Annotated in this window: 13 protein-coding genes and 1 pseudogene; 13 read left to right on the forward strand and 1 reads right to left on the reverse strand. The window is 64.0% G+C overall.

From position 1 onward, the window contains the following. The 13 genes from IEG05_RS00335 to IEG05_RS00390 all read left to right on the forward strand — a co-directional run bounded on the left by IEG05_RS00335 (position 1) and on the right by IEG05_RS00390 (position 13,642). Positions 1-507 (forward strand): DUF6165 family protein, encoded by a 507-nt coding sequence (locus IEG05_RS00335; RefSeq protein WP_224742614.1) that lies wholly within the window; start codon positions 1-3, stop codon positions 505-507. A 65-nt stretch (positions 508-572) separates the two neighbouring features. Further along, on the forward strand, positions 573-1,046 hold the full coding sequence (locus IEG05_RS00340; protein WP_224742615.1) for a hypothetical protein: 474 nt from the start codon (positions 573-575) through the stop codon (positions 1,044-1,046). 308 nt (positions 1,047-1,354) lie between these two features. Continuing rightward, positions 1,355-1,603 (forward strand): hypothetical protein, encoded by a 249-nt coding sequence (locus IEG05_RS00345; RefSeq protein WP_191121431.1) that lies wholly within the window; start codon positions 1,355-1,357, stop codon positions 1,601-1,603. Between the two features lie 169 nt (positions 1,604-1,772). Continuing rightward, positions 1,773-2,039: a hypothetical protein gene (locus IEG05_RS00350; RefSeq protein ID WP_191121432.1), complete on the forward strand. Its 267-nt coding sequence runs from the start codon at positions 1,773-1,775 to the stop codon at positions 2,037-2,039. A 351-nt stretch (positions 2,040-2,390) separates the two neighbouring features. Next, positions 2,391-2,546: a hypothetical protein gene (locus tag IEG05_RS00355; RefSeq protein ID WP_191121433.1), complete on the forward strand. Its 156-nt coding sequence runs from the start codon at positions 2,391-2,393 to the stop codon at positions 2,544-2,546. Between the two features lie 228 nt (positions 2,547-2,774). After that, positions 2,775-3,299: an adenylyl-sulfate kinase gene (cysC, locus tag IEG05_RS00360; RefSeq protein WP_191121434.1), complete on the forward strand. Its 525-nt coding sequence runs from the start codon at positions 2,775-2,777 to the stop codon at positions 3,297-3,299. After that, positions 3,296-4,531 carry a TIGR03032 family protein gene (locus tag IEG05_RS00365; RefSeq protein WP_191121435.1) on the forward strand — a complete coding sequence of 412 codons (1,236 nt, stop codon included), beginning with the start codon at positions 3,296-3,298 and terminating at the stop codon, positions 4,529-4,531. The genes cysC and IEG05_RS00365 overlap by 4 nt, the downstream gene beginning before the upstream one ends. A 32-nt stretch (positions 4,532-4,563) precedes the next feature. After that, positions 4,564-6,009 carry a DUF4347 domain-containing protein gene (locus IEG05_RS00370; protein ID WP_191121436.1) on the forward strand — a complete coding sequence of 482 codons (1,446 nt, stop codon included), beginning with the start codon at positions 4,564-4,566 and terminating at the stop codon, positions 6,007-6,009. 81 nt (positions 6,010-6,090) lie between these two features. Continuing rightward, positions 6,091-10,527: a DUF4214 domain-containing protein gene (locus tag IEG05_RS00375; RefSeq protein WP_191121437.1), complete on the forward strand. Its 4,437-nt coding sequence runs from the start codon at positions 6,091-6,093 to the stop codon at positions 10,525-10,527. 205 nt (positions 10,528-10,732) lie between these two features. Next, entirely contained in the window at positions 10,733-12,082 is a 1,350-nt protein-coding gene (locus tag IEG05_RS00380; RefSeq protein ID WP_191121438.1) for a DUF4214 domain-containing protein, read from the forward strand. Positions 12,083-12,303: 221 nt separating this feature from the next. Further along, positions 12,304-12,486 carry a hypothetical protein gene (locus tag IEG05_RS23160; RefSeq protein ID WP_224742616.1) on the forward strand — a complete coding sequence of 61 codons (183 nt, stop codon included), beginning with the start codon at positions 12,304-12,306 and terminating at the stop codon, positions 12,484-12,486. A gap of 4 nt (positions 12,487-12,490) precedes the next feature. Continuing rightward, on the forward strand, positions 12,491-12,985 hold the full coding sequence (locus IEG05_RS00385; protein ID WP_224742617.1) for a hypothetical protein: 495 nt from the start codon (positions 12,491-12,493) through the stop codon (positions 12,983-12,985). A 150-nt stretch (positions 12,986-13,135) separates the two neighbouring features. Then, positions 13,136-13,642: a hypothetical protein gene (locus IEG05_RS00390; protein ID WP_042919447.1), complete on the forward strand. Its 507-nt coding sequence runs from the start codon at positions 13,136-13,138 to the stop codon at positions 13,640-13,642. 148 nt (positions 13,643-13,790) lie between these two features. On the opposite strand, the pseudogene IEG05_RS00395 reads toward IEG05_RS00390, so the two are convergent. Next, positions 13,791-14,109, reverse strand: a pseudogene (locus IEG05_RS00395) (transposase); the annotation flags it as partial. Positions 14,110-14,181: the final 72 nt, after the last annotated feature.

The following is a 14,181-nucleotide window of genomic DNA, read 5'->3' on the forward strand; positions in this document are numbered from 1 at the left end:
ATGCCCGAAACCTGTACACGCCTATCGCCTGCTTCCGTACCCGCCACCAACGCCACCAGCCCAGCCTGGCCCGCCATGCCCCTCTTGCCTGTTGCATGGGGCGAGGTGTTTGACAAGCTGACCATCCTGCAGATCAAGGCAGGCAAGCTGCAGGACGCCGTCAAGCTGGCCAATGTGCAAAGGGAGCGCCTGGCCATTGAGAACGTGGTGGGTGAGATCTCGCGCTTTCCCGCTGGCCTGCCCGCGCTGGTGCAGGCGCTCAAGGACATCAACACCCAGCTGTGGGACGTGGAAGATGCCAAGCGCGATTGCGAACGGCGCCAGTGCTTTGACGACAGCTTTGTGCAACTGGCCCGCAAGGTGTACTTCGGCAACGACCAGCGGGCGGTGATCAAGCGCCAGATCAACGAGCTGCTGGGCAGCGCGCTGGTGGAGGAGAAGTCTTACCGGGCTTACCAATTCCTAACAACAAACACAACAAAAGGACACCCGCTTTGTTCTTGCTGAACTAGCCTTCTGCGCTACGCTTGGTTTTCCGTCCGCACCCAGCGGGCCCGGCAGGGATCGCCGTCATGACACAACCTCGCTCCACCCTTGTGAGCCTTGACGACGCCGCCTGGTATCACTGCGTTTGCCGCTGCGTGCGGCGCGCCTTCCTGTGTGGCGAAGACCGCCTGACCGGCCAGAACTACGATCATCGCCGCGGCTGGATAGCCGAACGTACCAAGGAGTTGGCGCAGGTGTTCGCCATCGACATCGCGGCCTGCGCGGTGATGAGCAATCACTACCACCTGGTCGCCCATACCTCGATCCGGGAACGCCTGGCGGACGCCAAATCCGCGCCTGCGCCGGGCTCACCGCCAGCAGAGGCCGAACCGGCGACAGCGCTGATGCCTTTCGATGCGACCAGCCGGGCGCCGTGGGCGATCCCATTCGACTTCGCGGATTATGTTGAGCTGGTCGAATGCACTGGCCGGGCTCAGCATCCGACAAAGAAGGTCGCATCGACGGACGCCAGCCGCAGATCCTGGTGCGGCTGGGCCTGAACGCCGAAGCGTTCATGGCGTATTCCAGCCGTTTCCTGAAGGCCTTCGGCAGCGCAGCCGGAGTGCCTGCCCAGCTGGTTGCGCTGTGCGACCGGCGTCAGACAAAGTACCCGCGCGGCATGCAGGCGGCGCGACAGGTATTCGGTGGGGAAGGGGTGAGGCGGGCAGGCTAACCCCCTGGCGAACGATGGCCGTCACAGCCTCCCGCCTCACCTCGATATCATCCTCATGGTCCCTGGCGACCAAGCCACGCACCATGTCGGCCTAGCCGCACTGCGCGTACCCACGCCCAACCATCGAGGATTCTCATGTGCTTCCTGCCCTGTTGCCCAACGCCCTTCTGGCTGCTCTGGCCTGCGTTCCGCGAACACTGGCTGGCCCAGGTGGGCGAAGACATCCTCTATCCGGTGCCGGGCGATGCGAAGGCTGAGGATCATGACGCAAGCGGCGAGACGGGCGAGGAGGGTGACGCGCTCATCGCGACGGCCCCAAGCAGAAAATCCGCGAAGCTCAAGAAGGCCCGCGAGGCCGAGGCGGAGCAAGCTTCAAGGAGATAAGGCTTCTGCTGCTGTCGATGACGACCAACCCGACGAGGCTCGCCTGGTTCAGGCCAGCGAGACCCACGATGCAAGTCTTGCGTGACCGTGCGTCCGTTGCGCGTCTAGCCGATTCGGACTTGCGCGATCTAATCGAAAAACGGATTCGGCGGATCGAGGAATCCATGCCTTGGGATGCGGCGCGCTCGGTCTGTTCATCGTCGCCGAGCGGCGCGACACCATCGACACGCTTGTAGCCGCGACGGGCATCGCCAGCGTGACCGGCTTCGAGTTCTCCAACGAACACGCCCACTACTACGAGGCCGTCTGGATCGTCAGCTACGACTGCTACGGCGTCGACCTGTTCATCCCCAAACGAGCCGACATCGATCCGACGCTGCTGGCGCTGTGCGCCGCCTTCGCCACGCCAGCGTTGCCCGCCGAGCCTGCAACCTGATCATCCGCGACACATCCGCCTGGTTACTTCTTTTCTCTTCATCACGATCTGACGCAGACTCCGGCATCGCCTGGAACGGCGATGCCGCATCTTGCCGTGGAGACTCACATGCGCTTTTCCCGGACCGATCAACTACCTTTTCTCGACTGGCCAGGTCGTCGCCACGCCTGATGTGCTGAACCTGTTGGCCTAGGCTCTGTACGAAAAGTGCCTGCGCTCGGTGATGCTTCAACGGGTTCGGAATGCTCATTTACAGCACGTAAACTCCGCTTCCTCACCCGTTTTTGCCTCGCCTGACCTTCGCTCGACGACTTTTCGTACAGAACCTAACACCGCGTCGAGGCTTTCACCTTGATCCTGCGCCACCAGGCCGGCGACTGGGGTGACGCGCTGTGCGCCGAGGACGCCGCGCGCAACGACGAGGCGCTGCGCAGCGCCACCACCACCTGCGCCCGGACGACTACTGACCGGCGTGCAATCGCTCCCGTCTCGCCCAGCCGGAATTGACTCGCCTTCACGATCCACGTCTCCCGCAGTTGGAGACGCCATGTTCAGCTTAGTCTGTTGCAACAACTAACTCGGACATAGCCTTACTTTCGGCGTAATCCGAACAGCAAGCTTTCACCTTCGTTATATTTAATTGATCCAGGTTAATTCCTGCGCTACTTTCGGCCCCATAGCCAGCAGTGATGAGCCTCCTCTTTGCCGGTCCCATAACACCACCGTAGCCTCATCATGACTCTATTCAGTCCTCATACCTGGTGGCTCACGGGACTTCCCAGCGCCGGCAAGACCACATTGGCGAACGCCCTCGTAGTCCGCCTGCGTGCCGATGCCATTCCGGCCTGCGTCATCGACGGCGACGAAATCAGACAGGGCCTGTGCCGCGACCTCGGTTTCAGCGCTGCCGACCGTGCCGAAAACATGCGGCGGGTCGCAGAGCTCGCCAGACTCATCAACCAGTCTGGCATCCATGCCGTGATCGCGCTGGTGTCGCCCACCCGGCAGGGGCGGGCCCGGGCGCGGGAGATTATCGGTGGTGACAGGTTCATCGAGGTACATGTCGCCACCCCTCTAGCCGTCTGCGAAGAACGTGATCCCAAAGGCCTCTACCGTCGCGCCAGAAATGGGGAGCTCGCTGACCTGACCGGCATCTCGGCGGCTTATGAAGCACCGGCCGCGCCGGATATCCGCATCGACACCAGTCGATGCGACGTAGCCAAGGCCATCGATCAACTCCTGAACCGGGCAATCAAGTGAGCGAAGAAATCCCCCAGCCAAAAAAACTCAACGACTGGACTGTCGCCGACTACGCGCGCAGCGGTTTTGATACGGGCGGCAAGGCCACACCTGAACTGCGCCAGGCCGCCGGCAAGCCGCAGCTGATGCCCTCGCCCGGCCTCGCCGCCTGGCTGGCCGAGCACAACGGCTCGCTGGTTTTCTCCACCTACCAGACCGGCCGCCTGTTCTTTCTCGGCAGCAACCCGGATGGCTCGCTCTATGCCCAGGAACGCGTGGTCGGCACTGCCATGGGCCTGGCCATCGACCATGACAAGCTGTGGATTGGCAATCGCGAGCAGATCTGGCGCTTTGCCAATGCCGGCGCTGACGAGATCAATGGCGAAGTCTACGACGCCATTTACATGCCCAGAAAAGGCTATCTGGTCGGAAACAGCAACACCCACGACGTCTTGGCCGATGTGAGCTTCCGCGGCGAGCATTTCGACTTTCTCTACGCCAACACGCAGTTCAGCTGCGTCGCCTCCGTCGATGAGCACTACACCTTCCGCCCGGTTTGGGTCCCGGATTTCATTTCGGTGCTGGCGCCGGAAGACCGCTGCCACCTGAATGGCATCTGTGCCCGCGACGGCGAACTCGCCTACGCCACCATTTGCGGCCGCTTTGACAGCAAACTGGGCTGGAAGGGCGTCAAGAGCCACGGCGGTTTCGTGGTCGATGTGCAAAGCGGCGAGACGGTGTGTACCGGCCTCTCGATGCCACATTCGCCGCGCTGGCACGATGGCCGGCTGTGGCTCATCAATTCCGGCGAAGCCCAGCTCGGCTACGTCGATTTCGAAAGCAAAAGTTTCGTGCCCGTGGTGCTGTGCCAGGGTTTCGCGCGCGGCATCGCCTTCGTTGGCGATTACGCCGTGGTGGCCCTTTCCCGCCTGCGCCCGGACAAGGACGGCCTCGTCGGCCAGATCAACCTCGCCGAGCGCCTGGAGGCGCAAGGCCATTACCAGCGCTGCGGTCTTCTCGTCTTCAACCTCAAGACCGGCCGGCTCGCCCACTGGCTGACCATCGAAGGCCAGGTTACCGAGCTCTACGACGTCGTCTTCCTGCCCGGCCTCCGCCGCCCCTACACCCCCGGCTTCCGCGAGCCGGAACAGCACCAGTGGCGCATGCATCTGCCGCCCGGACCGTGGGCGGCGGAACCGAAGCCCGCGAAGGATTTCCCCGGCTGGCAGCCGCAACCCGCAAGAATTGAATAAAACCACCAAAGTAACGCGCAGGGAGCCCGAACATGAGCCAGACCCCGATCACCCCCACCGAGGTCATCGTCATCGACGCCGGCGTCAGCGACTGGAAAACCCTGGTCGCCGGCCTCTCTCCCGACATTCCGGTGATCCTGCTGCCGGCGGGCAGCGACGGCGTCGCAGCGCTCGCGGCAGGGCTCGCGGGCTATGGGGAACTGTCCGCCCTGCACCTGGTGAGTCACGGCGGCAGCGGCTATCTGCAGCTGGGCGACACCCGTTTCGACGCGGCCGCGCTCGCCACGCATGGCGACGAACTCGCGGCCATCGGCGCCCACCTCGCGCCGGGTGCCGACCTGCTGGTTTACGGTTGCTCGGTGGCGGCGGGCGAGGCGGGGGCAGCTTTCGTCGCCGACCTCGCTGCCGCGCTCGGCGGCGCCGACATCGCCGCCTCGACCGACCGCACCGGGCCGCTGGCGCTGGGCGGCGACTGGGACCTGGAATACGCGGCGGGGGAAATCGAGACCGTGCTGCCGTTTACGGTGCAGGGGATGCAGGGGATTGATCAATGTTTGGGTTGTACGTCAGTGGGTCTGCCAACCTCTACCAACAATAACTGTGGCGGCGACACCACGCCGCCCAGCGTCTCGTCGATCAACCGGAGCGGCAGTTCGCTCACCAACGCCAGCAGCGTCAGTTTCACGGTCACCTTTTCCGAAAACGTCAGCGGGGTCGATAGCAGTGACTTTCAGCTGACCACCACGGACACAGCGTCTGGCTCCATCGCCTCGGTCAGCGGCAGCGGCAGCAGCTACACCGTGACGGTCAACAGCGTCAGCGGCGATGGCATGCTCAGGCTTGATTTGAAGAACGCCGGCACCGGCATTGCCGATACGCCCGGCAACGCAATCACCACCGGCTTCACGTTGGGCCAGACCTACACCATCGATAACACCGCGCCCCGGGTCACATCGGTAGGCGTCCCGGCCAACGCCACCTACGACATCGGCCAGAATCTCGACTTCACCGTCAATTTCGACGGGGCTGTCACCGTCAACACCGGTGGCGGCACGCCCTACATCCCCGTCACGCTGGACACTGGCGGCATCGTCCAGGCGGCCTATCTTTCCGGCAGCGGCGCCAGCGCCCTCGTTTTCCGCTACACCGTCGTCGGCGGCAACCTCGACAGCAACGGCATTGCCGTCGGCGTCGCCATCAACGCCAATGACGGCACCCTCAGGGATGCCGCCGGCAATGACGCCACCCTTACGCTGAACTCGGTCGGCGCCACCGCGGGGGTGCTGGTTTCGACCAACGCAGCACCTGCCTTCAGTGCGCTCAATGGCGGCGCCTCCTTCATCGAAGGCAGCAGCGCCGTTGTCGTCGACAGCGACGTCACGGTCGCCGATACCGAACTGGACGCGCTTGCTTCGGGTGCAGGCAATTACAACGGCGCCTCCCTGACCATCGCCCGCAGCGGCGGCGCCAACAGCTAGGACCTGTTCGCTAACAGCGGCCTGCTGGGTACGCTGACCGAAGGCCAGAGCTTCACCTACAACGGCAGCGGCGTCGGCACGGTGACCACCAGTTCCGGCGGCACGCTGGTACTTACCTTCAACAGTAGCGCCACCTCGGCGATCGTCGATTCCGTGCTGCAGGCCATCACCTACAGCAACGGGTCCGACGCACCACCGGCCAGCGTCACCCTCGACTGGGTCTTCAACGACGGCACGACCAACTCCAGCGGCACTAATCAGGCGATAGTGAATATCACCGGCGTGAACGACGCGCCGACCGCCATCTCTCCCACCACCGGCAGCGTCAGCACCTACGACAGCGCCAACAGTACCGTGGCGACGCTGGCGGCGACCGACCTCGATAACACCACCTGGACCTACTCCATCCAGTCGGTTTCGCACAACACGCTGGGGTCGGTCACCAACACCAATGGCGCGGTGTTCGACCTCGGCACTGGCGGCTCATCCAGCACGGCGGGCGCCACCGCCAGCGCATCGCTGCGCACCGTCAAACCCAGCACACTCACCGCCGGCACCTACACCGTGACGGTTCGTGCCGACGACGGCGCCGGCGGTATCTTCGATCAGGCGGTGACGGTGACGGCATCCGATACGCTGGTGGTGACGACGGCCAACGACACGTCAGAGGACGCTGCCGACGCTTTCAACAACCGCGGCTACGCGGCGGAGCTGGCCGACGGCGGTGGGCTGTCCTTACGCGAGGCGTTGGCTCTGGCCGTGGCCGGCGGCAAGACCATCGGTTTCGCAGCTGGGCTGAACGGCGGGAACATCTCGCTCGATTCCACGGCCATAGTGGCGGCGAACACCACGTTCCAGCTCGCCAACGGCACCAGCTTCACGATCAGCGGCAACAGCCTGATTTTGACCGGCGGGCTGACCATCGACAATGCGTCGAGCAACAACCTCACCCTTTCGGCCAGCCTGACCGATGATGGCGAGAACGAATCGGCGCTGACCAAGACCGGGGCGGGCACGCTGACTCTGGGCGGCACCAACAATACCGCCGACACCGGCCTCAACACGATCACGGCCACGGATGGCAGGCTGCAGATCAGCGCCGCCACCAATCTCGGCACCGACGGCGTGACCTTGAGCGGCGGCGTCACCTTCGCCACCGCCGGCAACATACTGACCGTCAACAATACTTTTGCAATCGAGACCGGCGGCGCCACCTTTAACCAGACCGGCAGCGGACATCTGACCCTCTCCAATCAGGTTTCCGGCGATGGGCTGCTGACCAAGGCCGGCGGCGGCAGCATGACCCTATCCGCCAACAGCGATAGCTTTGGTGGCGGCGTGGCGATCAACAACGGCACGCTCAACGCCGCAGCGTCGATCGAAAGCCTCGGTTACGGGTCGGTGACGCTGAACGGCGGCACGCTCGCCATCACCGACGCCGGGGCGATCAAAAACGACATCGCAGTCAATGCCGATGCGACCATTTCCGACAGCGATTCCGTCACCTTGTCCGGAAGGATCTCCGGCACGGGCGCGCTGACCAAGGCGGGTGGCGGTGCCCTTACGCTTGCCGGCGACAACAGCAGTTTCGCCGGCGCGATCAACCTCGACAGCGGCGTGATCATCGCCAGCACCAGCAACGCGCTGGGCACGGCAGCGGGCGGGACTACGTTGGCGAACGGCACGACGCTGCGGCTCGGCAACGGCGTGACCATCGCCGATGCATTGACCCTGGGCGGCGTCGGGATCAATGCCATTTATGGCGCGCTCAAGGTCAATGAGGGATCGGCCACCGTCAACGGCAACATCAGCCTGGCAGCGGACACCAACATTGGCGCCTTCAACGCTGGCGATTTGCTGACGCTGAACGGGGTGATTTCCGGCGACCATAACCTGACCAAGGTCGGCAGCGGTTCGCTGGTGCTCTCGGGCAGCAGCACCTACTCGGGCACCACCACCGTCAACGCCGGCACGCTGCGTATTGCCACCGACGCCAACCTCGGCGCCGGCCAGGTGGTGCTGGCGGAAGGTACGACGCTGGACCTCACCGGCGCCACCACTATCGACAACACCGTCGCTCTCTCCGGCGCGGCGACCGTCAGCCATGCCCAGGCCGTCACGCTGTCCGGCGTCATTTCCGGTGCCAACGGCCTGAGCAAGAGCGGCGCCGGCACGCTGACGCTGTCTGCCGTCAATACCTACAGTGGCACCACCGATGTTGCCTCCGGTACCCTCGCCGTCACTGGCAGCCTCGCTGGCGGCGCCTGGATCAATAGCGGTGCCGCGCTCACCGGTACCGGCACCTTGGGCGGTGCCGTGATCCTGGAGCAAAATAGCACGCTTGCCGCTGGCAACGCCGGCGCCGGCGCCCTGACGCTCGGCGGGCTGGCCAACGCGCAAGGGGGCGCCATCCTGGCTGTCGACCTGCATGGCACCACCGCCGGCAGCGGTTATGACCAACTGGTGGTCAATGGTACGGTCGATGTCAGCGGCTCCAATCTCAGCCTCGATCTCGGCAGCTTCACCCCCAGCGTCGGCAACAGCTTTACACTGATCGACAACGACAGCACGGATGCCATCATCGGCACCATCAAGGTCGGCGGCAGCAGCATCACCGAGGGCGGCACCTTCAGCCAGGGCGACAAGATATTTCAGGTTAGTTACATTGGCGGCACCGGCAACGATCTAGTGCTCAGCGTCATCAACAACGCCCCAGTGCTCAATGCCGCCGCCTCGCCCGCCTTCACCGCCATTGCCCAGGACGTGGCCGATGCGAGCAACCCCGGCCAGACCGTCGCCGCGCTCGTGGTCGATGGTTCGATCAGCGATGTCGACGGCACAGCGCTGGAAGCCATTGCCGTCAACGCCGTGGACAATACCCATGGCACCTGGCAGTACAAGGTGGATGCCGGCGCCTGGACGGCCTTCGATTTTTCCGGCGGCAACAGCGGCAAGACGCTCCTGCTCGCCAGCACGGACAGCATCCGCTTCGTGCCGAATGCTGGCTGGAGCGGCAGCGCCAATCTCACCTTCCACGCCTGGGACCAGTCGGGCGGCAGCGCCGGCGTCTACCTAACGGTCGGCGGCGCCACCGGCGGCAGCGGCCCTCTGTCGGCAGCAAGCGATACGGCCGCGATCACGGTCATCGCCCCGCCCAGCGATCCAGCCCCCACTATACCGGACGACGGCGACAACATTCCCGCCAGCACCGAGCAGGCGGTGCCGAGCCTGCCGCCCGCCACCGGCGCCACGGCGGTGGCGGGCGACGGCAACGGCGACGGCAAGGCCGACAGCCAGCAGGCCAACGTCACGTCGGCGGCCTTCCTGAAGACCGCTACTGCGCAGAGCGCCCCGGGCGATGCGAAACCCGTCTATGTGACGCTGGTCGCCGATTCGGTCGCCGGCAAGACCGACACGGCGCAAGCGAACACGACGGTCCTGAAGGCGGTCGCGCAGCTCGATGCGCCGGCCAACAAGCCAGCCGACGTCGACATGCCGCTCGGCCAGATCAGCTTCACGGCCGACGTCGTCAGCGCCGGCGCGGCCAAGGACTTCAGCCTCTATGTCGATGATGCTGTCTTGATCAACGGCTACTGGAAGCAGGATGCCGCCGGCACTTGGGTCAATCTGGCCAGCAGCACCTATGGCGGCAAGGTCGTTTCTGAGGGCGGCAAGACCCGACTCGACTTCACCCTTGTCGATGGAGGCGCCTTCGATGACGACGGGGTGGCCGACGGGGTGATCACCGATCCCGGCGCGCCGGGCTACCGTGCTACCGCCGGCGGCGATGCCGACAGCGATCAGTTCCCGGATGCGCTTGAGGCCGCTTATGGTCTGACGGTTGGCACCAAGGACAATGATGTCTTTCAGCGCACCGAATTCTTGGTACTGCAGCTCTACCGTGATTTCCTGTTCCGCGAGGCTGAGGCCGACGGCCTGACTTACTGGATGCAGCAGATCGACGCCGGCCTGATGACGCGCTCCGAGGTTGCCGTGAGCTTCCTCGACAGTGTCGAGTTCCAGGCTGGCGTCGCGCCGCTGGCACGGCTTTATCTGGGCGCCTTCGGCCGCCTGCCTGACGAAGCTGGCATGAATAACTGGATAGCGGCGCGCCTAGCCGGCCAGAGCCTGCACGACATCGCCGCTGAGTTCGCCGGCAGCGCCGAGTTCGCCGGCCGCTTTGGCGGCCTCGACGATACAGCCCTGGTGGCGCAGCTCTATCAGGCCGTGCTCGGCCGTGCGCCGGAGGCGACGGGCACCGCCTACTGGGAGGCGCAGCGCGCCGCCGGCCTAAGCACCGGCGACCTGCTGCTCGCCTTCACCGAGTCCACCGAATATGCCGCGCTGAGCGACCGCGACGTCACCGTCACGCTCGACTATATCGGCCTGCTCGGCCGCAGCCCTGAGCAGCAAGGCTTCGATTACTGGGTCGACCGCCTCGATGCTGGCATGTCTGAAATCGCCGTCATAGGAGCGTTCATCGATACTGCCGAGTACCATGACCGATTTCTGCTGTGAGGCATTCAGGTAATAGAAGGGTGTGTTGGTTCAGCAGAAGCTACCGTTTCGCAATTCCGGCGAGACGGAAAAAGAACAGCATACGGACGCGCAGCCACGTCGCACCGCATGCAGATCGCCGATCTGGTGGCCAAGGCTGTAGGGTGCGATGGCCGAACGGCGCTAACCGAGCTGGGGTCCTCATCCCACTAAAACGGAGTTGATGATGGTTGTTCGCGATTACACCGCCCTGCTCAGCGGTACTGCATGGAATGCCGGTCAAGGCGAAGCGCCTCGTGGAGCACCGGTTTTCCTCACTTATTCATTCGCGGGCACGGCCTTCGATGATCCGCCGGACAATGCGAGCAATTTCCGGCCGCTCGATTCCGGTCAGCAGGCGATCTTCCGGCAGGGTATCGAGGCCTGGGGCGCGGTGAGTGGCGTTACCTTTCTCGAAGCCGCGCCCGGCCTCGGTGATATCGAGGTGGCAGGCTACGACCTGAGCCCGTCCTGGGTGATTGGCCAGGCGGGTTACCCTTGGGCCGGCTGGTTTGTCGAGGCGGGAAATGCGCGCCTAGCCAGGGTTGAAGTGCCGGGCGCCGGCCGGGTGTGTCTCGATGGCGGCGGAATGAACCTTCCGGTGATTTTGCACGAGCTTGGTCACGCCCTCGGTCTCAAGCACCCCCATGATGGTGAGCCCATCCTGCATCGGGATCTGGACCATTCCCGCTATACGGCCTTGAGTTACGTGAACGGTGGCGCGAGCGGACCTGGCGTACTCGGCGAGCTGGATATCGCCGCGATCCAGGTGCTGTATGGCCGTCCTGAGCAGAAGGGGCAGCAGGTCAGCAACTGGTCCTGGGATGCGGCACAGAATCGGTTGACCCAGGTCGGCTGGGCCCGTGACGACGTGCTGACCGGCACCGCTGCCCACGACGTCATCGTCGGCGCCGGGGGCAACGACCTCATCGTCGCGCGTGGCGGCAATGACCTGATCAGTGTCTCGGGCTTCGCTTTTCAGGTCGATGGCGGCGATGGCCTGGATATCCTCACGCTGGATTTTGCCTCTGCCGAAACGCCGCACCTGTTGAGATACGATGATCAGTATTCCTATCTGGCGCGCCCGGGCGGGCGCTATGAAGATATGCAGGTCTTCAATGTCGAGCGGCTGGCGTTTACCGATGGCACCCTTGCGCTGGATATCGAGGGCGTGGCGGGGCAGGCTTATCGCCTCTATCAGGCCGCCTTTGCCCGCGCGCCAGACGCCGAAGGTCTGTCGTTTTGGATTTCGGTCATGGATGCCGGCGAGAGCCTGCACGGCGTGGCTGAGCATTTCCTCGCCTCGGCGGAGTTCGCCAGCCGCTACGGCGCCTCCAGCAACGACGAGCAGTTGGTGGGGCTGCTGTACCAGAACGTGCTTGGCCGCGCAGGCGATGCCGAAGGGGTGGCGTTCTGGCAGTCACAGCTGGGCTCGGGCGCTAATGACCGCGCCGGGGTGCTGGTCGGCTTTTCAGAAAGCGCAGAGAACGTGGCGTTGGTCGGTACCGTGATCGACAACGGCATCTGGCTGGCGTAGGAGGGCGCAGGAAAAGCGGATAGAGCTTTCCTTGCCCAACAAACAGAAGGACACCAACAACAAAAGGACACCCACTTTGTTCTTGCTGAACTAGCCTTCCGCGTCACGCTTGATTGACCGCCCGCACCGATCGGGCACGGCAAGGATCGCCGTCATGACATAGCCTCGCTCCACCCGTCAGCCTTGATGACGCCGCCTGGTATCACTGCGTTTGCCGCTGCGTGCGGCGTGCCTTTCTTTGTGGCGAAGACCGCCTGACCGGCCAGAACTACGATCATCGCCGCGGCTGGATAGCCGAACGTATGAAGGGGTTGGCGCAGGTGTTCGCCATCGACATCGTGGCCTACGCGGTGATGAGCAATCACTACCACCTGGCCGCCCATATCGAGTGCTCGCCTGCATGATCTGTTGCTGGCTGCGATGGCCTATGTGGACCTCAACCCGATCCACGCCGGCATCGCCGAGACGCCGGAAGATTCCGACTACACCTCGATCCGGGAACGCCTGGCGGACGCCAAATCCGCGCCTGCGCCGGGCTCATCGCCAGCAGAGGCCGAACCGGCGACAGCGCTGATGCCTTTCGATGCGACCAGCCGGGCGCCGTGGGCGATCCCATTCGACTTCGCGGATTATGTTGAGCTGGTCGAATGCACTGGCCGGGCTCAGCATCCGACAAAGAAGGGTCGCATCGACGGACGCCAGCCGCAGATCCTGGTGCGGCTGGGCCTGAACGCCGAAGCGTTCATGGCCTATTCCAGCCGCTTCCTGAAGGCCTTCGGCAGCGCAGTCGGAGTGCCTGCCCAGCTGGTTGCGCTGTGCGACCGGCGTCAGACGAAGTACCTGCGCGGCATGCAGGCGGCGCGACAGGTGTTCGGTGGGGAAGGGGTGAGACGGGCAGGCTAGGTGCGGGCCGCCAGGAGACCAATCCAACCGCCTCGGTCTTCTTGGTATCCTTCATGCCCCTGGCGTCCACGCCGCGCCTATGTCGGCCTGGCTGCGGATTCCACGCTGACAATACGAGAGGACGGGCATTTTGTTCCGGGCACCGCTTATATGAGTACCGCGCTACAACGCATCACTACCGAGTACGTCGAGCACGAGGATCGGCTGCGCATGACCGGCGAGCTTGCTGGCGGCGAAGCGAAGGTGCTGTGGCTTACCCAGCGGCTGATGAACCGCTTGGTGGCGCACCTGTGCCAGACCCTCGAGCGCCCCGCATCCGATGCCCGCTCGGCAAGCATCCAGCGAACGTTCGAGCAGCAAGCGGCCGCTGCCGCGCTGATGCCGCAAGCGCCCGTGCAGCCGAGCGCTAACGTGCCGCAAGCACTGGTCCAAAGCGTGGACCTGACCGTTTCGCCATCGGCGGTGACGCTGGTGTTCAAGGACGAGGCTGGCGAGGTGCTGGCGCAGTTGACCCTGGCGCCGCTGCTCCTGCGCCAGTGGCTCAGCGTCGTGCATGGGCAGTATCAAAAAGGCGAGTGGCCGACGAGTGCCTGGCCCCTCTGGCTGGAAGAAGCTCAGGCAGCTCCTTCAGCGACCGCTGCTACGGTGTGGCATTAATCGCGTGAACATCGGTAACCGTCCGCCGAACCCATCTTCTTGCCCTTTCCAGACTACGGCATGGTGTCCACCTAGTTTTGGTGGACACCATTTCAAGCCACTTTCTGGAGGGTTTCGTGTCTCGACAGCGCTTTACATTCCCCAAGGCCAGCAGCCACATCACCTCGATATTGCGTTGGCACTCGGCTTCCAGCTGGCGGGAAGAACGAATGCGCTGGAAGTAACCGTAGATAGAGCTTGAGCAGGTCCGCCGGATCATAGCCTGGGCGTCCGGTCTTGATTGGCTAGGCCTTGCTGAAACCCAGGGCCAGCAGATCCAGGCGAGTGACATAGGCCTCCATCACCCGCACGACATGATCCTCCGGTACCGGCTCCTCCAACGTGGCTGGAAACAAGCTGCTTTGCAGACGACCTTCGGCCTGGATGTATCCATAAACGACAATGCCCCCATCGACGGATGGAGGCATTGTCTTCAGCTTGCACTCAGCCTGTTAGGTTTTCACACAGCCTGTATTGCCTGCTTTGCGACACTCAGCGGC

Source organism: Stutzerimonas kunmingensis (assembly GCF_014764705.1).
Lineage (GTDB): Bacteria > Pseudomonadota > Gammaproteobacteria > Pseudomonadales > Pseudomonadaceae > Stutzerimonas.

Excerpts from the sequence above, each read along its gene's own strand:
- IEG05_RS00335 (WP_224742614.1), top strand. The coding sequence starts at position 1 with ATGCCCGAAACCTGTACACGCCTATCGCCTGCTTCCGTACCCGCCACC.
- IEG05_RS00390 (WP_042919447.1), top strand. The coding sequence starts at position 13,136 with ATGAGTACCGCGCTACAACGCATCACTACCGAGTACGTCGAGCACGAG.
- IEG05_RS00345 (WP_191121431.1), top strand. The coding sequence starts at position 1,355 with ATGTGCTTCCTGCCCTGTTGCCCAACGCCCTTCTGGCTGCTCTGGCCT.
- IEG05_RS00340 (WP_224742615.1), top strand. The coding sequence starts at position 573 with ATGACACAACCTCGCTCCACCCTTGTGAGCCTTGACGACGCCGCCTGG.
- IEG05_RS00370 (WP_191121436.1), top strand. The coding sequence starts at position 4,564 with ATGAGCCAGACCCCGATCACCCCCACCGAGGTCATCGTCATCGACGCC.
- cysC (WP_191121434.1), top strand. The coding sequence starts at position 2,775 with ATGACTCTATTCAGTCCTCATACCTGGTGGCTCACGGGACTTCCCAGC.
- IEG05_RS00380 (WP_191121438.1), top strand. The coding sequence starts at position 10,733 with ATGGTTGTTCGCGATTACACCGCCCTGCTCAGCGGTACTGCATGGAAT.